This window comes from Rahnella ecdela, from assembly GCF_019049625.1.
Taxonomy (GTDB): domain Bacteria; phylum Pseudomonadota; class Gammaproteobacteria; order Enterobacterales; family Enterobacteriaceae; genus Rahnella; species Rahnella ecdela.
Map to the genome: position 1 here is coordinate 1 of NZ_JAFMOY010000093.1, position 19,799 is coordinate 19,799.

The 19,799-nt window shown below is 52.9% G+C and carries 22 protein-coding genes and 2 pseudogenes; 7 read left to right on the top strand and 17 right to left on the bottom strand.

What is annotated here, in order from left to right:
- Both J1784_RS01035 and J1784_RS01040 read left to right on the top strand, forming a co-directional pair.
- Nucleotides 1-1,393, top strand: a 1,393-nt coding sequence (locus tag J1784_RS01035) for a vWA domain-containing protein (protein WP_217147680.1), incomplete at its 5' end; no start/stop codon positions are given.
- A complete protein-coding gene (locus tag J1784_RS01040) occupies nucleotides 1,390-2,442 on the top strand; it encodes a BatD family protein (RefSeq protein ID WP_217147681.1) in 1,053 nt (350 codons plus the stop codon). The genes J1784_RS01035 and J1784_RS01040, both read left to right, overlap by 4 nt.
- Here J1784_RS01040 and J1784_RS01045 read toward each other — a convergent pair.
- Nucleotides 2,397-3,185 (bottom strand): sulfite exporter TauE/SafE family protein, encoded by a 789-nt coding sequence (locus tag J1784_RS01045; RefSeq protein ID WP_217147682.1) that lies wholly within the window; start codon nucleotides 3,183-3,185, stop codon nucleotides 2,397-2,399. The genes J1784_RS01040 and J1784_RS01045 overlap by 46 nt on opposite strands.
- 115 nt (nucleotides 3,186-3,300) lie before the next feature.
- Here J1784_RS01045 and J1784_RS01050 point away from each other — a divergent pair, with 115 nt between their 5' ends.
- Nucleotides 3,301-4,083, top strand: a complete 783-nt coding sequence (locus J1784_RS01050; protein WP_217147683.1) for an AraC family transcriptional regulator — start codon at nucleotides 3,301-3,303, stop codon at nucleotides 4,081-4,083.
- On the opposite strand, the gene J1784_RS01055 is transcribed toward J1784_RS01050, so the two are convergent.
- Nucleotides 4,075-4,995 (bottom strand): LysR substrate-binding domain-containing protein, encoded by a 921-nt coding sequence (locus J1784_RS01055; RefSeq protein WP_217147684.1) that lies wholly within the window; start codon nucleotides 4,993-4,995, stop codon nucleotides 4,075-4,077. The genes J1784_RS01050 and J1784_RS01055 overlap by 9 nt on opposite strands.
- A gap of 95 nt (nucleotides 4,996-5,090) precedes the next feature.
- Between J1784_RS01055 and J1784_RS01060 the strand changes: the two genes are divergently transcribed.
- Nucleotides 5,091-5,948, top strand: coding sequence for an aldo/keto reductase family oxidoreductase (locus J1784_RS01060; protein WP_217147685.1), 858 nt, complete (start codon nucleotides 5,091-5,093; stop codon nucleotides 5,946-5,948).
- Nucleotides 5,949-6,009: 61 nt separating this feature from the next.
- Here J1784_RS01060 and J1784_RS01065 read toward each other — a convergent pair whose 3' ends face one another.
- Entirely contained in the window at nucleotides 6,010-6,213 is a 204-nt protein-coding gene (locus J1784_RS01065) for a DUF6434 domain-containing protein (protein ID WP_217147686.1), read from the bottom strand.
- Between the two features lie 104 nt (nucleotides 6,214-6,317).
- Here J1784_RS01065 and J1784_RS26800 point away from each other — a divergent pair, with 104 nt between their 5' ends.
- Entirely contained in the window at nucleotides 6,318-6,497 is a 180-nt protein-coding gene (locus J1784_RS26800) for a helix-turn-helix domain-containing protein (RefSeq protein ID WP_217147687.1), read from the top strand.
- Here J1784_RS26800 and J1784_RS26345 read toward each other — a convergent pair.
- From J1784_RS26345 to J1784_RS01100, 6 genes and pseudogenes are all read right to left on the bottom strand, one after another.
- Nucleotides 6,451-6,648: pseudogene (locus tag J1784_RS26345) on the bottom strand (RNA-guided endonuclease TnpB family protein); the annotation flags it as partial. The gene J1784_RS26800 and the pseudogene J1784_RS26345 sit on opposite strands and share 47 nt — an antisense overlap.
- 72 nt (nucleotides 6,649-6,720) lie before the next feature.
- Entirely contained in the window at nucleotides 6,721-7,683 is a 963-nt protein-coding gene (locus J1784_RS01080) for a lysylphosphatidylglycerol synthase domain-containing protein (protein WP_217147688.1), read from the bottom strand.
- Nucleotides 7,683-8,930, bottom strand: a complete 1,248-nt coding sequence (clsB, locus tag J1784_RS01085; RefSeq protein ID WP_217147689.1) for a cardiolipin synthase ClsB — start codon at nucleotides 8,928-8,930, stop codon at nucleotides 7,683-7,685. The genes J1784_RS01080 and clsB overlap by 1 nt, the downstream gene beginning before the upstream one ends.
- Nucleotides 8,927-9,688, bottom strand: coding sequence for an endonuclease/exonuclease/phosphatase family protein (locus J1784_RS01090; protein ID WP_217147690.1), 762 nt, complete (start codon nucleotides 9,686-9,688; stop codon nucleotides 8,927-8,929). The genes clsB and J1784_RS01090 overlap by 4 nt, the downstream gene beginning before the upstream one ends.
- A gap of 241 nt (nucleotides 9,689-9,929) precedes the next feature.
- Nucleotides 9,930-11,195 carry a type II toxin-antitoxin system HipA family toxin gene (locus J1784_RS01095; RefSeq protein WP_217147691.1) on the bottom strand — a complete coding sequence of 422 codons (1,266 nt, stop codon included), beginning with the start codon at nucleotides 11,193-11,195 and terminating at the stop codon, nucleotides 9,930-9,932.
- Nucleotides 11,185-11,505: a helix-turn-helix domain-containing protein gene (locus J1784_RS01100; protein ID WP_217147692.1), complete on the bottom strand. Its 321-nt coding sequence runs from the start codon at nucleotides 11,503-11,505 to the stop codon at nucleotides 11,185-11,187. Before J1784_RS01100 ends, J1784_RS01095 begins: the two co-directional genes overlap by 11 nt.
- 563 nt (nucleotides 11,506-12,068) lie before the next feature.
- On the opposite strand from J1784_RS01100, the gene J1784_RS01105 reads away from it, so the two are divergent.
- Nucleotides 12,069-12,383: a hypothetical protein gene (locus tag J1784_RS01105; RefSeq protein ID WP_217147693.1), complete on the top strand. Its 315-nt coding sequence runs from the start codon at nucleotides 12,069-12,071 to the stop codon at nucleotides 12,381-12,383.
- A gap of 99 nt (nucleotides 12,384-12,482) precedes the next feature.
- Here the strand turns inward: J1784_RS01105 and J1784_RS01110 are convergent, their stop codons facing one another.
- The 4 genes from J1784_RS01110 to J1784_RS01125 form a co-directional block, all read right to left on the bottom strand.
- Nucleotides 12,483-14,018, bottom strand: coding sequence for a DHA2 family efflux MFS transporter permease subunit (locus J1784_RS01110; RefSeq protein ID WP_217147694.1), 1,536 nt, complete (start codon nucleotides 14,016-14,018; stop codon nucleotides 12,483-12,485).
- Nucleotides 14,019-14,028: 10 nt separating this feature from the next.
- Nucleotides 14,029-15,207 carry an HlyD/EmrA/EmrK family protein gene (locus tag J1784_RS01115; RefSeq protein WP_217147695.1) on the bottom strand — a complete coding sequence of 393 codons (1,179 nt, stop codon included), beginning with the start codon at nucleotides 15,205-15,207 and terminating at the stop codon, nucleotides 14,029-14,031.
- 25 nt (nucleotides 15,208-15,232) lie between these two features.
- Nucleotides 15,233-15,688 (bottom strand): MarR family transcriptional regulator, encoded by a 456-nt coding sequence (locus J1784_RS01120; protein ID WP_217147696.1) that lies wholly within the window; start codon nucleotides 15,686-15,688, stop codon nucleotides 15,233-15,235.
- Between the two features lie 291 nt (nucleotides 15,689-15,979).
- Entirely contained in the window at nucleotides 15,980-16,243 is a 264-nt protein-coding gene (locus J1784_RS01125; protein ID WP_217147697.1) for a DUF2798 domain-containing protein, read from the bottom strand.
- Nucleotides 16,244-16,371: 128 nt separating this feature from the next.
- Between J1784_RS01125 and J1784_RS01130 the strand changes: the two genes are divergently transcribed.
- Nucleotides 16,372-17,259 (top strand): LysR family transcriptional regulator, encoded by an 888-nt coding sequence (locus J1784_RS01130; RefSeq protein WP_217147698.1) that lies wholly within the window; start codon nucleotides 16,372-16,374, stop codon nucleotides 17,257-17,259.
- Nucleotides 17,260-17,297: 38 nt separating this feature from the next.
- Here J1784_RS01130 and J1784_RS01135 read toward each other — a convergent pair whose 3' ends face one another.
- The 4 genes and pseudogenes from J1784_RS01135 to J1784_RS01145 all read right to left on the bottom strand — a co-directional run.
- Nucleotides 17,298-18,239 carry a type I glutamate--ammonia ligase gene (locus J1784_RS01135; protein WP_338019886.1) on the bottom strand — a complete coding sequence of 314 codons (942 nt, stop codon included), beginning with the start codon at nucleotides 18,237-18,239 and terminating at the stop codon, nucleotides 17,298-17,300.
- A complete protein-coding gene (locus J1784_RS26695) occupies nucleotides 18,236-18,700 on the bottom strand; it encodes a type I glutamate--ammonia ligase (RefSeq protein ID WP_338019887.1) in 465 nt (154 codons plus the stop codon). Before J1784_RS26695 ends, J1784_RS01135 begins: the two co-directional genes overlap by 4 nt.
- A 180-nt stretch (nucleotides 18,701-18,880) precedes the next feature.
- A complete protein-coding gene (locus J1784_RS01140) occupies nucleotides 18,881-19,498 on the bottom strand; it encodes a dTMP kinase (protein WP_217147699.1) in 618 nt (205 codons plus the stop codon).
- Nucleotides 19,499-19,681: 183 nt separating this feature from the next.
- Nucleotides 19,682-19,799, bottom strand: a pseudogene (locus J1784_RS01145) (IS30 family transposase); the annotation flags it as partial.

Genomic DNA, 19,799 nt, shown 5'->3' on the forward strand with positions numbered 1-19,799 from the left:
TATCGGGCAGCAAAAACGCCTGACCCGCGCCCTTCCGTGGCTGCTTGCTCTGGGGATAATTGCCCTTTCCGGCCCGACATGGCAACGGGAATTACCGGCCGCCCTGACGCCGCAAAGTGACATGATGATTATCCTGCAACAAGATCCGGCAATGATGGCGCAGGATCTGGCGCCCAGCCGTCATCAGCGTATGCAAAGTAAAATCATGGAGTTGATGGCCCAGACGCCGGGCACCCGTTTCGGGCTGGTGGTGTATAACGCACAGGCCTGGCTGACGACTCCTCTGACGCGGGATCCGGCGTTTTATTCGCTGTTCCTGCACGCGCAGACGCCGTCACTTCTGCCGGAAGGCGAAGGATCCGGCCTGCGGGAAGCCGTCGCACTGGCGCAGAAAAACATGCCCGCCAGCCCGGCTGCTCCGCGTAATCTGCTGCTGATCGCCGATTCTCTCACAGCTGAAGATGCCCGCTGGCTGTCGGATTCGAAACTTCCCCTGCAAATTTGGGTACCGGGTACCGCCCGAGGCGGCGCGTTACCCCAAGCCTATGACGGACGCGGCATTGATACGCGTCTGAATGTGCAGCGTTTCAGCCAGACCCGCGACGGCGGTGTGCCGGTGACACTGGTGACCAGCGATGACAGCGATATTTCGGTGATCGTGAGTCATATCCGCCAGTCAGTGACCGCGCAGAACAATGCGCGTGCCGACCTGCACTGGAAAAACAGCGGCTACTGGCTGATCATCCCATTGCTGCTTTTGTTGCTGTTTTGCCGCCGTCAGCTGATCTGCTGGCTGGTGGTGGCGCTGCCGCTGATGCTGTATCTGCCGCAGGGTCACGCCAGCTGGCGCGATGCATGGATAAGCCCGGATATGCAGGGACAAAGGGCGTTTGATAAAGGGCAATATTCGCAGGCGGCAGAACGTTTTCAGGATCCGCTCTGGCAGGGGATCGCCTGGTATCGCGCCGGAAATTTTGTCGCGGCCACGTCAGCGTTTCGCCAGGCACCGCCCACCGCCAATGCTTTGCTGTGGACAGGCAACAGCTACGCGCAGCAAAAAATGTGGCAGCAGGCGATCAACAGTTACGATCAGGCGCTGAGTCTGCATCCCGGCTGGAAAATGGCGCAGGATAATCGCGCTAAAATCGCTCAAATCATCATGACACTACGTCAGCAGGAACGAGACCGGCAGGCCGCACAGGGCAAGGAAAAGGACTATAAACCCGACGATATCAAATATGACCTGAAGAAAAATCAGGGCGTAAATCAGAAGGATATTCAGCCCGGTGCCAGTGCGGATCCGCAGATCGGCCAGTGGTACGACAATCTGGATGTTTCCCCTGCAGGTTTGCTGGAAAATCTCTACCGCTCACATCAGGAGACCATGCCATGAAAGGCCTGATGCTGATCCTGCTGCTGACAGTTTTACCCGCACGCGCCGCGATGGATATCACCCGCGAACTGGTCGCGCCCGACAATGTGGTGCCGGGACAGCCGCTGCGCGTCGCTGTCACGTTCTGGACAGATACCTGGTTTAACCCGCCGCCACAGTGGCCAGATTTCATCATTGAAAACGGTTCGCTGCTCACCACGCCTTTACCTAATCAGCTGCTAAGCCGCCGCAAAGACGGTACCAGCTGGAGCGGTATCCGTCTTGAACGTCAGGTAATGGCCTGGGATCAGGGCACGTTGCGCTTTCCGGCAACGGAAGTGACGCTGACCTCTCCCGGTCAGCCTCCGGTGACAGTGTCACTCCCTGCTATTGAAAAACCGGTCAACTGGCCACAGGGCACGAAACAACCCGACCGGTTTTTACCTGCCAGCCATCTGACACTAAGCCAGAAAATCACCCAATTCCACGCCGCCGATGACAAACAGCTGCATGCTGGTGATGTGATAGAACGGGCGGTGACCGTGAAAGCCCGCGGCATTGTGGCGAACCAGATCCCCCTGCTGCTTTACGCCATTCCGGGTACGCAAACACAAAGTCTGCCTGCGCAGAGCCAGTTGCTTACCGAGGGACGCGGCGATGTTGACGGCGCAGAGCGCACGGAACGGCTGCGTTATCTGCCCTCGCAGGCAGGTACCGTCACGCTGCCACCCGTACAGCTCAGATGGTGGGACACCGACCATCAGCAATGGCAGCTGGCGGAACTGCCGGGAGCCACATTCCACATCGCCGCAGCCCGCGGCGCAGGCAGCGAGGCCGCATTACGCGGCAGCACCGGAGAGGAAAAATGGCATATTATCCTGCCAGCCGTCGCTGTCGTGATCCTCGCCGTCATTTTGTGGTTCAGCAGACACCCGATTGCGCGCGGCGGACGGTATCTGCATCGCCGCTGGCAACGTTTCTGGCATCCTGTCCCGCTGAGTGAACTGACACCTGACCGTCACATTCACACGGCCATCGCCAGCAGTACCGCCAGCAAGAGAGCGACATAAACCCGTGCATGCAGAACATCCGGCACCGCGGGGATACACCGTCGGGTAAACAACATGCCGCAAAAACCAGACGCCGTGAGCAGGACTAAAATTTTCAGGCTGATGAAACCTGAATAGCCCGTTGCCGGGATCGCATGCCACCCCGTAAAGGTGTAGGTCACCGCGCCACACACCGCCACGGGGATGGAAAGTGGATTCGCGGCGCTGACACAATCGCGCATCTCATAACCATGACGGCGCAGCAGCGGCACGGTCATCACACTGCCCCCCACGCCAAGCAGCGCAGCCACAACGCCAATAAAAATACCGCCAAAGCTAACCGTTGTGCCGGATAATCTTCTTGCCTGTGGCCGGCTAATAAACCCTTTGCGCATCACGCAATCCGCCAGCGTGATGATGAGATAAAGTATAAACAGAACGCGCACCACCTCGTCTTTCAGCAGACCGGCAAGCAGTGAGCCGCCAACCGCACCGGCGGCGATAAACCACACCAGCGGAAACAACACGGCGGCGTTTAATCTTCCGGCACACCCGCTTTGGATGGTGGCCCATCCGGCATTGAATATCATCACGGCGGTCGACGTCGCCACAGCGATGTGCATAGCGTGCTGGGATAATCCCGGCTCAGCGGCCACAATGTGATACACAAAAGGCACCACGATAAATCCGCCGCCAAAACCAAACAGCACCGTGGTAATACCTGTGGTAAAACCCGCCAGAAGAATAATGATAATGTCGTTCACATGCCCGCTCCGCAAAATGTCAGGCGGCAAGATTAACGGCTTCATCACGCCCTTCCCATTTTCGCAGCGCTCATTTACCCTTGCGAATCGGTCAACCGGCAGCCTGACAATTTTTATGCGCAACGTTCATATCAAAGATTATGAGGATCTCGACCGCGAGGTCGTGGCGGTAGGAAACGACTATCCGGGGGGATTTGTATTGCCTGAGCACCGGCATCGCCGCGCTCAGCTGCTTTACGGCGCCACCGGGCTGATGCATGTGACGACACGTTCGGGAAACTGGATTGTGCCGCCACAGCACGCGGTGTGGATCCCCGCACGGGAGCCGCACAGCGTGAAATTTATCGGCGTTTCTACGCGCAGTTTATATATCGAACCGGAAAGCGTCCGGCAATGGTCATCCGGTGATCGTTGTAAAATCCTCACCGTTTCCCCGTTGCTCAGACAACTGCTGATTGAAGCCGTTGAGCTGGAACCTCTGTACGGATCCCCGCGGGATTGCCTGCTAGTAGCGCTGCTGTTGCAGGAAATTGCCGCGATGCAAACCCGTGAGTTTGAAATTCCGCTGCCGCAACATGCGCCGCTTCTGGCGTTGTGTCAGGCTTTTTTAGCGGCACCCTCCATTCATGATCCTGCTGAGCGCTGGGCAAACGCGTTATTTATGAGTGCCAGCACCTTCCGCCGCCACTTTCTGCAACAAACCGGGCTGTCATTTTCTGCCTGGCGGCAGCGTGCCTGTGTGCTGGTAGCACTGTCGGGATTAGTGGCCGGAAAACCGGTCAGTGATATCGCGCTGTCTATGGGATACGATAGCGGCTCGTCGTTTTCTACCATGTTCCGGCGCGTCACCGGTCAGTCGCCCTCTTCTTATCATCCGGAAACGCCTTTTTCAGAGTAACGTTTCACGACGTAAATTATCTTCCCGCACAAAATCAATGAACGCCTGCAAAGGCGCGGGGATCAGGCGGCGGTCGTTGTAATAAAGCCACGGGCCGGAGAACGATAGCCACCACGGTTGCAAAATAGGCTCGAGTTTTCCGCGGTTGATAGCGGGCCGCAGCCACTCTTCGAACAGATAAATGATCCCCGTCCCTGCGATCGCCGCTTCCACCGCCAGATCTACCGCCCCACCGACGCTGACCACCAGCGGACCACTTACCTGTACGCTGAGCGATTCACCTTCGCGCTCGAATTCCCAGTCGGGCATGATGCCGCTGGCATAGCGCCCGCGCAGGCAGCGGTGTGGAATCAAATCCCGCGGATGCGACGGTCTGCCCTGTGCTTCAAGATATGCCGGTGACGCGGCAGCAGCATAGCGCTGAACCCTCGGGCCGATGGGGATCGCCACCATGTCCTGCTCCAGCCGTTCGTCATAACGGATACCGGCATCACAGCCATCACGAAACACATCCTGTACATTACTTTCGGCGATAATTTCCAGCTGAATATCGGGATAACGCCGCAAAAACTCCGGCACCAGCGCAGGTAAAACCAGCCGTGTGGCGCTGACCGGCACATTAAGGCGCAGTACGCCGCCCGGTGTGTGGCGGTAACGGTTGAGCGCATCCAGTGCCGCATTCACCTCATTCATGGCGGGCAGCAACCGCTCAATCAGCGCCCTTCCGGCTTCGGTCAGCACGACTGTGCGCGTGGTGCGGTTAAACAACCGGATGCCAAGCTGCTGCTCAGCACGGCGTACCGCGTCACTTAGCCGGGACGCGTTACTTCCTGTGACCCGCGCCGCTTCACGAAACCCACCGGCTTTCGCCACCTCAACGACTGCGTGCAACAGGGCGATATCCATCGGCATTGTGCGAAACCTCGTACAGTTTGTCCTGATTTAACCGGATAGTTGCACAGCCAGCGCACCGCTACAATCAATGAACACTTATAAAGGAGAGTCTCATGTCACAACCTTCAATGACTTATCGTCTCGGCGACCGCGAATTATCACGTTTGGGTTACGGTGCCATGCAACTGGCGGGACCGGGTGTTTTTGGTCCGGTAAAGGATGAAGCCCGCGCGATTCAGGTATTGCGCGATGCCGTGGCCAGCGGCGTGAATCATATTGATACCAGTGATTTTTACGGCCCGCATGAAACCAACAAGCTGATCAAAAAAGCATTGCATCCTTACGCTGACAATCTGTGCATCGTCACCAAAGTCGGTGCGCGTCGTGATGAAAAAGGCGGCTGGTTAACGGCTTTCACGCCACAGGAACTGGTCAGCGCGGTGGAAGACAACCTGCGCAATCTGGGGCTTGAGGCAATGGAAGTGGTGAATCTGCGCAGTATGCTGGATATCCATCAGCCGAAAGAAGGGTCGCTGGAACCGCAGCTGGAGGCGATGATCAAGCTGAAAGAACGGGGCCTGGTCCGTCATATCGGCCTGAGTAATGTCACGGCAAAACAGGTAGAGGACGCGCAAAAACTAACGCCGATTGCCTGCGTGCAGAATATGTATAACCTGGCCAACCGCCATGACGATGCGCTTGTGGACACACTGGCAAATCAGGGCATCGCCTACGTGCCCTTCTTCCCGCTGGGCGGATTTTCCCCGTTGCAGTCCACGCAGCTCGATGAAGTTGCCGCTGACTTACAGGCCACACCGATGCAGGTCGCGCTGGCCTGGCTGCTCCGGCGTTCGCCGAATATCCTGCTGATCCCCGGCACATCATCGCCGGTGCATTTGCAGGAAAATCTGGCCAGTGCGCGTCTGAATTTATCTGATGAAGTGATGGAAAAGCTCAACGGGATGAACTGATCAACAAATGAACTGAGTCCTCAGCAACGAGGACTCAGTGTTTTAAAGAGTAACGGTGCGATTATTGACTGCGCTTCCACTCATCGGCCACATCGCCCAGAGTTTTAGGAATTCCATTACGGATCCAGGCCATAAAATCACGATCGAACCGGAAATCTTCTCCGCACTGCTCCGTCATAAAACGCCGGACATTTTGGGTGTTCTTGTAATCTTTATTCACGAGCGTGGTACGTGTCAGTAATGCGCTGTGCCAGTCGATTTTCATCTTTCCTGCTCCGGTAAATGCCATGCAGATAACGTCTTGACATACTCCCTGCCCTAAATGAACTACACCCCAAAAGTTGACACTAACTGAGTAAGGTGCAATTTATGGGCAAGCCCAATTACACACTGGAATTCCGTATTGCTGTCGTGAAGTATTACCTCTCCGGCCAGGGCGGAATAAAAAGGACCGCTGCACATTTTGGTCTCCACAAATCTACCGTTAGTCACTGGGTAGCCTCATGGCAGATACGAAATATCGCCCGGCGGTATCATTGGAAAGGGTAACGGTAGACGGCGCAGATGGCAAAGGGCGCGACCAACGCACATTTAAAGCTGTTTCGCTCTTTGCCATGTATAAGTGGCCGACACGATACTTGAATGCGGCATCGGTGAATATGGCACTTTGTTTGTGATGTTTGCTTTTGAATGTTGGGTAGTTAGTTAACAACTTTTGTGCCCGCAATGGCTTAGTTTCATGGAGCATGCACCTAAGCCATTGCCAGCTGCCTCATTTTGCCATTGCTTTCTCGTTCTTCGCCCGCAATTTCTTCGCGCGGCTCTCAAGCAGCAAATAACACACCAGAGCCAGCAGCAACGGCAGGAAATAGTAGAGCAGGCGATAGGCCAGCAGCGCGGCGATAATCGTGCCCTGCGAAGTATGTTCTCCAGCCAGCAGCGCGATAAACACCGCTTCCAGCACGCCGATCCCCGCAGGAATATGCACAATCACCCCGGCGATACTGCTGACTAACAGCACACCCAGGACAAAGAAATAGTTCACATCCTGACCCAGCAGCAGCCAGATTATCGCCCCCATGGCCATCCAGTTGGCACTTGAAATTACCATCTGAGCCAGCGCGAATTTAAACGACGGCAGCACAAGCTTTTGCTTTTTAACAGTCATGTGGCGGTGTTTAGCAAAGGCACAGCACCACACGTAAACCGCCACCATCGCCAGCAGCCCAATACCAACAATGCGCAATGTACCGGCGTCGATATACCAGTGCGAAGGCATCTCTACTACACCGGATGTGAAGATGATTCCGCCCAGCAAAATATAGCCAAGCCAGTTGGTCGTTATGCTCAGCGAGAAAATGCGGGTGATGGTGCCGCCGGGCAAACCCAGACGCGAGTAAAGCCGGTATCGCATGCCAATGCCACCAACCCAGGTACTGAGCGTGAGGTTAAAGGCGTAACAGATAAATGACACCAGCATCACCTGTCGTGCCGCGAGTTTGTGTCCGCAATAAGCGCGTGCGAGCAGGTCATAACAGCCATACAGCAGATAGCTAAGGATCACCAGCGCCACAGACATCATCAGTGACGTGCGGTTGTAATGACGAATGACTTTCCAGACATCTTCCCAGTTGACCGTTCGGGCATAAATCACCAGCAGTACGGCTATGGCGATAAAGAAAATACCGGTGAGGATTTTTTTCGCCATACGCCACTTTGGATGCGATGTGGACATCAGGGTTTCACCTCCGATTTTTCTGACGTCAACCGATCCTGCGTTTCAATTTCGGGTTGTACGGGCGCCGTTACCAGAGAAAGCCTTGGCGTGTGTGCCGGTAGCCAGCCGACCATTGCCGGGAATTTACGCAGGAAGTGGAACACCACTACGTTTTTCGCCAGATTCCACCAGGTGCGTTTCGGGGCCATGGTTTCATCCACACGCTGGCAGTCATTGGCAATAATGCCGTGGAGATTCTCACGCAGCGTCTGGTTAAACGCGCGATCATGGATAATGAGATTGGCCTCAAGGTTGAGCGACAAGCTCAGCGGATCGAGATTGCTCGAGCCGACCGTCGCCCAGTGAGCGTCCATCAGCGCGACCTTGCCATGCAATGGACGACGCCGATATTCATACACCTGCACACCGCCTTTCAGCAGATAGTTGTAGAGCAGCTCCGCACCGACTTTGACAATCGGCATATCCGGTTCACCCTGCACAATGAGCTTCACCTGTACCCCCCGACGGGCCGCATTACGCATGGCGTGCAGCAGACGGTAGCCAGGAAAGAAATAGGCGTTGGCGATAATCACTTCGCGCTTTGCGCTGGACAGCATTTTCAGATAGTGACGCTCAATATCATCACTGTGATCGTCGTTATCGCGCCAGACAAACAGCGCCTGCGCCTCACCGGGATGACGATTTTCGGCCGCATGATAGCGGCGACGTTGCTGCCACCATCGACGGGTTTGCGCATGATCGGGCAGGTTTTCCAACTCAAACTTTAAAATGTCATCCACCACCGGGCCTTCTACCCGCACGGTGTAGTCCTGTTTGGCCTCGGGGCCGTAGTCGGACATGTGCTCGGCGGAGTAATTAATCCCGCCGACAAACGCCACCTTATTGTCGATGACAACAATTTTACGGTGCATACGCCGGAACAGATTGGTTCGCATACCAAACAGTGGCCGCCGCGGGTCGTAATAGCGAAACGCCACACCTGCCGAAGTCAGTTCGCTGACGAAATCATCGCTCAGGCCATGCGAGCCATACCCGTCGAGCAGCACCTGAATGTCGACACCACGCACTGCGGCGCGCAGGAGTACCGCATGCAAACGGCGACCCACGTTATCTTCAAACCAGATAAAGGATTCGAGAATCACTTTACTCTGAGCGTGATCAATGGCGTCAAATAAAGCCGGGTAATATTCATCGCCATTTTCCAGAAGCTGGATGTGATTTCCTTCCCGCCATGCTGTTTTCATAGGTGGATCTCCGCGCTCAAGGGGGCATGGTCGGACAAATGACGCCAGTTACGCAGCGGCAGCGCGGCGGGCGTGCTGGCATTGGCATTTTTAACGTAGATTCTGTCGAGACGCAGTAGCGGCATACTGACCGGGAAAGTGCGTGCCGGGCGACCTTTCGCACGGGTGAAAATCTCATCCAGGCCTGCTTGCGTTTTAAGCGGATGGCTGGCCTTTTGCCGCCAGTCGTTGAAATCGCCCGCGACCAGCACCGGTTCTCCCTCCGGGAAAGCGTTAACCCACTCGGCAAGTATGTTGAGCTGCGCCTGACGGTGCGCTTCGCGCAGGCCAAGATGTACGCAAATCACATGGACAGGATACTCCAGCTGGGGAGGCACGATTCGGCAGTACAACAGGCCCCGGTTCTCACTACCTGCGACCGACACATCGCGATTCTCATAATGTTCAATGGGATAGCGAGACAGCACGGCGTTACCGTGATGACCTTCAGGATAGACCGCGTTGCGCCCGTAGGCAAAATCGCTCCACGTGGTGTCAGCAAGAAACTCGTAATGGGTTTTGTCCGGCCAGTTTTCCACCTGCAACGAATGCACTTCATGCGCGCCCATCACTTCCTGCAGGCAGACGATATCGGCGCTGACGGTGCGTACCGCGTCGCGCAACTCGGGTAAAATGAAGCGTTTATTAAACGCATTGAAGCCCTTATGCGTATTTATCGTCAGTAGCTTTAACGAAAAGTGCCGGGTGTTTTGGGTCATTTACTCTCCTGCCAGTGTCACTATCTTGATGAAAATAAAGTATAGTTTCTGTCACGAAAAGCGGAGCAGTTATGGATTTTTCCCAAAGGTCCGGTCTTTCAGGGAGGCGCTTTCCCCGGAACTTTGCAGATGCAGCCGTGATATGACTGACCGTGGTTATGCCGTTTCTCAGATTGCGCAAAACAACAAATCTAAATCAGATTATAAAAATAGCGTATTTCATACTTATGAAGTGCTACATCTATTTAAGCAGACGTTTGATGTTCATATCGATGTCATTCTGAATGGATTTCTGGGTTTCAGCGGTGATCTGTTTTGGGAACATCTCCTTCGCTACGTTTGCAAAACCGGCCGCCGCATCGCAGATTTTCTCTATGATCAAACTTGCCTGAATTGGCGTTAATTCTGCTTCTTCCTTTGCAAGAGTCAGGACGTGTTTTCGGTTAATTTCCAGCGCCTCTCCCATGACATCCATTTGATGATAACCACCAGGCCCTTCGCAATAAGTGACATCGTATGCCGGAGCCAGTGTCCATGAGCCGTCAGGCGACATCAGATAAGAGAAGTTCTTCGGATGATCATCGCGGTTATTGAAAGCAATATTGAAAACTACACGCTCAAAAGCCAGCACCTTCTCACGGGCATCATTGGTGCACATCTGTGTTGCGCGAAGGAAATTCGTGTAATCGAGTGCGCCCGGAGACTGATAATTGGCACCTGTGAAAGCGGCAAGGCTTTGCATGGGTACCCTCATCCCCTTTTCCCGGTCAAAACGTTTTGTGGCGAATGCCGCCTGGCCATCCGGCAGACTGAAGTACTGTGTGTCTGGCGTCTGGATGCCGCATATACGCAGGCATTGCGAATAAACTGCTTCGATGGCGCACACTTCCGGATGCTCCTGCTTTGCCGGAAATTTAATCAGCCAGTTCTCCAGTCCTGCCGCAGGCCGGGTGGTGAATATTCCTGAAAGCGGATCACGGGAAAGTAGCGCTTTCGGTCGGGCACCCTGAGGCGATCCCCCCATTTGCAGTAACCGCTGCAAAAACGCCCCTCCTTCGCCACCCAGAACTTCCTGAACTTCAGAGGCCAGCTGGGTTAGCGGAATGTTTTCTTTTAAAGCCGATGCTTCTGGTTGTGCCGGCTGGAATGACACCGCCCCCATGGCGTTGGCACCAATATAGGTTAACCGTTCCAGCGGCCCGATCCGGGCTACGCTTAAACCCCGCTGTTTGAATAAACGATCCATCAAAAGCATCCCCCAGCCGTCGGGGAGAGAATCATAAACGGGTCCGGGTAAACCTAACTGATGCTGCGGAAAATCTTGTCTTAGTTTTGCACCGCGCAACGGTAAGGTATACGCAGACAACTCCAGGCCCTTTCGTAATGCCTCATCGCCGTATTCGAACATGATGAGCGGACGGCCTGTGAGAGCGGTTGAGGACACCAGTGTTCCCCACAGCCAGTGTTCACCCCAGCCCTCATAGTACACATCGATTTTATTCGGCATCGTCAGTTCTCTTTCTGATCCGTTGGCGTTTTAAGCTTTTCTCATACCTGAGGATGTCATCCAGAGTCTCTACTTTCGGCTTGAAAAGTGCCTCCAGTTCCCTGAAACGACCAAGCACCATCGCAACTCTCACAACATTTTCAAACCCGACATTCTTCCCTGATTCGAGATTCGACACGGTATTCACGCCGATGCCGGCACGGGCAGCGACTTCGGCCTGAGTCATCTGCTTTGATAGTCTTTCCTTGCGCAGCCGGTCACATAGCAGTTTAACAACCTCGCCGGGTTTGGTGAGACTCCAATCCATCATAGGGTGAGTTATCCTGAAATAATGCGTTTAATACACAATATTATAGAATTAAATATGCATATGGCAATGTTGTTAAGGCCCTTAATTTGGGATTTATCAGGTATTAAGCGAGTTAATTCATGCTATCGGGGAGTTATCATCTTAGCCTGACATCCTTCCTTGTTTAAAGGACGAAGCTTAACGAGACGATGGGGAACAGGAAGAGAGAATTTTGCCGCAGTTGATAAGGAAGTGGTGGCATGCTGACCGGCTACGCAGGAGCAATGCAGTTATGGAGTGTTTCCGGGAGCGTCTGATGCATGAGTCGCTGCAGCTTGAACTTGACTCGAACATTCACCAGAGGTCCTCAAACAAGGACCCGTGACGGTCAGTAATGTCCAGTAACAGCAGCCGCAGTAGGGGATGATCTGAACCTGCAACAACCATTGTGCGTGCGACGGGATGCGCACCGTTGCCATTAGTCGCTGTGGCCATTGCAACGGGATGGTCGGACGAAACGATCGCAGTTCCCCGGGCTACCGGATGTCCTCCGTTACCACTGGTCGCTGCTGCTTTCACAGGTCATGACAGAAAATAATCACTCGGCAGTGCATGCAGACCTGACAAATAACCAGCAGGACAAACTGCATCTGGTATTGCATGACATCCTGAGCGAAGCCCATTCTGATCTGTTTATTCATGATGACCATAAGCAGTTAGCCATTACCGGCGACCAGGGGGATGTGGTTGAGCTGAAAATTGAAGACCTTACGCATGATACCTGGCAGGACGCTGGTGCTGTGACATCAGGCGGCATTCAGTATGAGGTATATCAACATACCGGCGGTGATGTAGAACTGCTGGTTCAGCACGGGCTGGAGCTGCATCAGGTCGCGTAAGCTTTTTGTCTTTTAATATAACCTCGTCCCTGGCTCAGGCCAGGGATTTTTATTTGGAATATGGCAAAAGCCATCTTTAGTGACCCGACGGGATAACCATTAGTGCCCTGCCGCCGGCGCTCCGGGTGCACCGGAACGACTGAAAGGTGGGCGGGTGAACCAGATCACCACAATCAGCGCCATAAAGCCCCAGCCTAATATCCAGAAGTAGTCGATGGTCGACATCATGTAGGCCTGCTGCTCGATAGTTTTATCGATTAACGCCATATGTTGCTGCGAGGCACCTCCCATCTTATCAATATAATCAACTGCTGCCGGATTGTACGCGGAGACGCTCTCGGTCAGATTAGCATGGTGGAATACTTCCCTGCGTGACCAGATCCAGGTGGTCAGCGACGAGGCGAACGACCCACCCAGTACGCGGAAGAACGTCGCCAGACCGGAACCCTCGGCGATTTCTGCACCGTTAAGATTCGACAGGACGATGGTGGTAATCGGCATAAAGAAGAACGCCACGCCAATCCCCATGAACAACTGCACTTCTGCGATGGTACGGAAATCGACATCCGTGTTGAATTGCGCACGGATGAGACAGGATGCCCCCATAGTCAGGAATGACAGCGATGCAAGAATACGCAGATCCACTTTGTTGGCATAGCGGCCAATAATTGGTGTCATCATTAACGGCAGCACGCCCATAGGTGCAGCGGCGAGCCCCGCCCAAATCGCGGTGTAGCCCATCTGAGTTTGCAGCCACTGTGGCAGGATAATATTAATCGCGAAGAACGCAGCGTAGCCGAGCGTCAGCGACAGCGTGCCAATGGCGAAGTTACGGTCTTTGAACAAGCGCAGGTTAACAATCGGATGACGCTCTCCCAGCTCCCAGATCACAAACGACACCAGTGAAATCACGGAAATAACCGTCATGATGATGATTTGCGTGGAGGCAAACCAGTCGAGGTCGTTGCCCTTATCTAAAACAACCTGCAACAACCCGACGCCCATTACCAGCATCGCGATACCAATGTAGTCAATTGGCACATGGCTGGTCGTTTCTTCACGGGCACGCATCTGGGTCCAGACCACGATAGCGGCGAAAATGCCGATGGGCACATTGATGTAGAAGATCCATGGCCATGAATAGTTATCGGTGATCCAACCTCCGGTGATGGGGCCGACGATCGGTGCAACTACCGTCACCATCGACAGCAGCGCGAGTGCCATGCTGCGCTTAAGGGGCGGAAAGATTACCAGCAGCAATGTCTGACACATCGGGAACATCGGGCCGGCGAAGAAGCCTTGCAGGGCGCGGAAGATAATCAATTCGGTCATGCTGTGGGCAAAACCGCACAGGAACGACGTCAGGGTGAACATCACTACTGAACCGATAAAAAGCTTTAACTGGCCGAACCGACGGGTAAACCATCCGGTCAGCGGCAGAGCAATTGCGTTACACACCGCAAACGAGGTGATAACCCAGGTTCCCTGATCTGCACTGACGCCAAGGTTACCGGCAATCGTCGGCAACGCCACGTTGGCGATGGTGGAATCCAGCACCTGCATAAATGTCGCCAGCGAAAGTGCGAGCACCGCCAGCCACATGCTCGGCGGTGTATACGCGGCCTTATCTTGCATAACGTCTCTCTTAGCGGCTGCCTGCAGCTACTGTTTTGCTGTTGTCATGAAGGATTTTAGCCACCAGCTTATCCGCCTCGGCCAGCGGATTCTGATACACGTCCGTGGTGAAACGTGGGGTGCTAACGGCTTTCTGCGGCAGCAGGTGACCGCCATCGTCGCGGATATCAACGCGAACGTTCATTGACAGGCCTACGCGCAGCGGGTGCTTCTGCATATTTTGTGGATCAAGCGTGATGCGTACCGGCAGGCGCTGGACAATCTTGATCCAGTTACCGCTGGCATTCTGGGCTGGCAACAGAGAGAACGCGCTGCCGGTGCCGATACCCAGGCTTTCTATAGTGCCGTGGTATTCCACGTTGTCGCCGTAGAGATCCGCATTAAGCGTGACTTTTTGTCCCAGACGCATGGTGCTCATCTGGCTTTCTTTGAAGTTGGCATCCACCCATACTTCGCGAAGCGGCACGATGGCCAGCAGTGTGGTGCCAGAATCTACCCGCATACCCAGCTGCACGGCGCGTTTGGCAACATAACCGCTAACCGGTGCGACGATGGTGGTACGGGCGTTGTCCAGAAAGCGCTGGCGCAGCGTGGCGACAGCACTTTTAATTTCCGGATGGCTGTCAATAACAGTGTCATCAACCATCGCGGTGTTGGTACGTAATGCTTCCTGCGCGGAGGCTAAATCGCTCTGCGCGCTGGTGACTGCATCACGATAATGGGACAAGTCTTCTACGGCGATAGCACCGGAAGTGAAAATTTTCTGACGGCGGGCATAGTCATTTTGCGCCGTTTGCAACGCGACTTTTTTGGCCGCGACCTGGGCACGATAGTTATCCGCCGTGCTGTACAGTCCGCGAACCTGACGAACGGTGTTAGCCAGGTTGGCTTCCGCCTGTTGCAGGGCGATTTCGGTATCGCTCGGATCAAGCAGAACTAACGGCTGACCCTTCTCGACGAAGTCGCCTTCATCTACCGATACCTGTGTCACCGTGCCGCCAATCTGTGGTGTCAAGGTCACCTGATTACCGTTAACGTAGGCATCGTCAGTCGATTCATAGAAACGGGCGTAGAGAAAATACCACGCCAGAATACCCCCGGCGGCAAGCACCAGAATCAGAAGCAAAATAAGAAAGTTACGTTTGCGCTTACTGCCGCGCTCGACGTGTTGTGCCGGTGTGGTTTCCATCTTGTGATGACCTTTATTGAAAAAGTTAGCGATGAGGTGCGGTGATCTCGTCCGGGAGCATTTTTGTAATGAGTTCTACCAGTGAACGGGATTCCCCGGGAGTAAGGCGTGCGGTGAGTTTGCCGATGATTGAGTCCAGCGCATCTTTCTCAAAACGATCACACAGGGCCTGGCCTTTATCACAGAGTGTCAGAATGACCTGGCGTTTATCCTGCGGATTAGGGGTGCGTGCAATCAGTTCCCGCTTCACCATCCGGTCGACCATGCGGCTCATGGCCCCCGCATCCATCACCAGGTTTTTGCTGATTTCAACGGGACTTGTCCAGCCTTTGTGGATACTAATCAACACCTTGAACTGTGGCGCAGTGATGTCCGCATCGGAAAAGTACTGACTAATGAGCTGGTCTTTGAACTGGTTCGCGAGGTGAATAAGCAAACCAAGATGAAATTTATCGTCGGTATGAGCTGAACTATTGAGCATAATAATTGCCTGGTCATTAATTGCAAATGAAACTACTGACTGGGCATCTATTTGTCAAGGTTGTGTCAGGTTAAGCGCACTTTTTGTCAGGGGGACCCGGGGACATGTACGCTTATCGTCCCTTATTGACATACTTCCCGCCCTGAATGGAGTGACCTCGATTCCGTAGACAGTTAGTGTCCAACTTTTGGGGTGCAGTTCATAAAGGGCGAGGTTTTACGCGCAACTTGATAACGCTTAATTGAGCCGCCCGCCCTTTTTGAACAGTCACAATATAGCGAATTTAATGACTCAGTGACCTTGAACCGTCCACGACACCAGCCGGATAACCACCGGACGTACCAGAAGTATACAAACAAAGGCCGCGGGCATAGCCACCTGATAAGCATTCATCACATTTTCCATGTAATGCGGCCCCATACCAAATTCGGCCAGGGTGATCACCAGACTCATCAGAAACGCCATAATAGTCGCCATATACAGCGCAAATATGTAGGGTGAAGTGCGTTTTGGAAAGCGGATCCGCGCGGTATTTTTAGTCACTGCATCAGTCATCTGATTATCCTGTTAAACAGAGATTTGCGAAACAGTGGCTACACTAACAAGCTATCCGTGATGGTTGTAGAGGGGTTATACTTTAATCATTATTAAGTAAAAGTGACGAGTAAGGTACCGAGAATACTATGAATATGTTGGGGCTGATCAGTAATTTTATCCGCGTGGTGGAAAACGGCAGTATCGCAGCAGCGGCGCGTGTTAAGGGGATGAGTCCGGCGGCGGTGAGCCAGAGCCTTTCCCGACTTGAGGCTCATCTGGGCGTACGCCTGATATCGCGTACCACCCGCAGCATGACGTTAACTGAAAGCGGGAAACGGTATTTCGAGAAAGTCCGTCATATTCCGCATGATATCGATCTCGCTTCGCAAGCTGCTGCGATTGAAACCAAACCACAGGGGCCGCTTTGCATCGCCACGACCGCGGCATTTGGCCGGTACGTTATCGCGCCACTGATGCCTGCTTTCAAAGCGTCATTTCCGGATATTGATATCGAGCTGATCAGTACCGACCGCAATGTCGATCACCGGTTGGAAGGCGTCGATGTCAGCATCCGCATCGAGGCACAACTTAACGATCAGCTGATTGCCAAAAAAATAGCCTCGTTGCCGTTTATATTCTGCGCCGCCCCGACTTATCTGGCGCACGCGGGTATTCCTGAAACGCCCGAAGAACTGAGCCAGCATGCTTGCCTGGTTTTCCGCTATCCGACCGACGGACGTTTCCTGCCCTGGACGTTTTTGGTTAACGGAAAACCGGTTAACGCCAAACTCAATCCGCAATTTATCAGTGATGATATTGATATCATTGCCAAAATAGCAGAAAACGGCGGCGGTATTGCGCGACTGGCAAGCTTTATCGCCCAGCCGCTGATAGACAACGGAAGACTCACGCCGTTGTTCTGCGACAGCGACGCAGAGTCTTTACCCATGAATATTTACGCCTGCGTCAACGAACGATCAGCGCTGAATTCAAAGGTCAGAGCTTTTATCGGGTTTCTGGAAGCCAAAATTTAAGGAAAGAGCGCCACTGGTAACTTTGGCGCAATTTACAATCAGTAAGAAACAATGTGTTCTCCGGGCGTGACGATACTTTCAAAGAGTGCCAGTTCTGAAAGTCTGGTTTGGATCCACTGTTTAGAAAATGCCTCTCCCAGCGCTGCGGTTAAATACGGGTTTTGCCGAAACTCATCAAGAGCATGCTGCTGGAATAAAGGCAAGACAGGCGAACAGGTGGTGAAATCCGTCAGCGGCTCGTCTTCTATTTTTTCCAGACCATACAGCATCCCGGTCAGTATCGTCGCTACCGCCAGATAAGGGTTGGCATCAGCGCCTGCCAGCCGGTACTCAATGCGGCGATGCTTTTCCTCTGAACAGGGAATACGTAAGGCGGCAGACCGCTGGTTGACTCCCCATGAATTGAAAAGCGGTTCATTCAGGTTCTTACGCAACCGTCTGAAAGAATTGACGTTAGGAGCCATTATCGCGATGGATGCAGGCATGAGATGAAGCATTCCTGCCAGACTCAGGCGCATCATTTCATTTAAATTTTCACCAGTGGATGCGAAGATATTATTCCCCTGCACATCATGCAGACTGATATGAAAATGTAAGCCGCTTCCTGACATACCGGAATAAGGCTTCGCCATGAAATTAGCATTAAAACCATATTTATGAGCAACGGTACTGGTTAAACGGCGAAGCGCCAGAATATTTTCACAAATATCCACTACGCGTTGTGAGTGTTGTAAATTTAATTCGAATTGTCCCGCTTCTGCCTCGCAAACAATACCGGTCAACGGCAAATTCTGCATTGTCGCCAGCTTTTCAAGCTCTTCAATAAAAACCGTATGTTGTGACGGTACAGCAAGATGAAAACATCCGGAACTCTGAATATTTCGACTCTGAGGATCTTCGAGATAGAATTCAATTTCAGGGGCAATGACAGGGAACAAGCCGTGTGCATGGAATTTACTCAATACCTCAGTCAGTATCACGCGGGGTTCCAGTTCTCATAGGGTTTACCCTGCTCATCCTGCATCGTAAGAAGTATTTGCGCATTTTCAGCCGGATTATGACCGCCCGGTCGTAATGTGCCCGCAACAGGAACGCAGATCCTGTCAGGTTCATTTTCTGCCAGACAACTATCTTCGACACTCATGACTTTACCTTCTTTGTCCATCGAATAAACCGACTGAGGAAAGTATGCGCCTTTCTCCAGAGAATGAAGCGAAGCAACAGCCACTCTTTTCCCTCTGAAAACCCCGCTGATATCATTAATATAAATATCAACATGCTTTGTATCCGGGTATTTAAACAAATAGTTTTCCACTTCTTGCGTGAATGGAATGCTATTTCCGGATTCCGTTTCTGCTAAAGCGTTCTGACTTACCTTTGAAAATGAACAGCGAAGATCAGATGAATTTTTTAATGAGAAAAACTGACTTTTCTGGTTCATATTTATATTTCATTCATACCTTCCGGCGATGAAATGAGATTAATTTAGGCATTACTAAAATGATATAGAGACAACATAAAAATTAAAGGCACTGGTATAAAAATAGTATAAAGGATGTTTTCCGAACTACTCTCCGCCATCCGGTGCAGTTCAAACCGCACCTGATGCCAAAAACGATACTCAGGGGCAACCGGGCACTTTGTAGATCTCAGAAATCACCTGCATCGTTGCTTCTTCAATCATTCCTTCATTACGGCATAAAATCCAGCCGTGACTGGCAACTTCCCGCTCGAAAGCCTGGGTACAAGCGACATGTTCTTCCACTTTATGAATTACCGTACTGCCCAGCCCGCGCGACCGGGACGCCGCCCTCGCCCAGGAAATTTCAGGCGTAGTCACAACCCCGACATGCAGGTCTGGCGCTCGCACGTTTCGATCAATGTTGAGCTGTAAAATCTCTGAAAAGGGTACCTTCCGGCGAAACGCGGCGTCCGACGGGTACCAGCGATCCATCAGGATAATGCTGTCCGGTGGCTGTTGAGTCAGCACATGCCGGGAAATCCATGCACGACTGTCGGCCAGGCGCTCACAAATCTCCCGTTCCAAATCCAGGTCGGGATTTCTGGCGGACTGGTTAACGAGAGCCATTGTATCGCCCCTGAAGGGATCACTTTTTTTCTCGCTAAGTCGGATCACCTTCTTACTATCGGCCCTGAGTACTTTCGCAATGGCCTCCAGCAGTGTGGTTTTACCGGCTCCTTTTGGCCCGTCCAGAGAAACAAACAATGGACGACTCATTCTTTAAATGACGACGGATAAACGGTTTTTGTAGAGCTTGTAGCTGGCAAATGCATCTTTCTTCTCATATCTGACAATCTATGCGGTGTAGTTTAAGGGAACCGCCGAAAAAACGGAAAAAATCACAGGGGGAGCCTGTTTTACAGGCAGATGGGAGTTGACGGTCTGCTATGAGCTGTGAGTTCAACCGATGGATGCAACACATTGGTTAAAACGCTCTGCGGGTGATTCATAGTCTAGCGTTTTTCTTGGCCTCTCGTTGAGCTGCCTGGCAACACTGTTTAGTCTTAGCTGGCTGTGA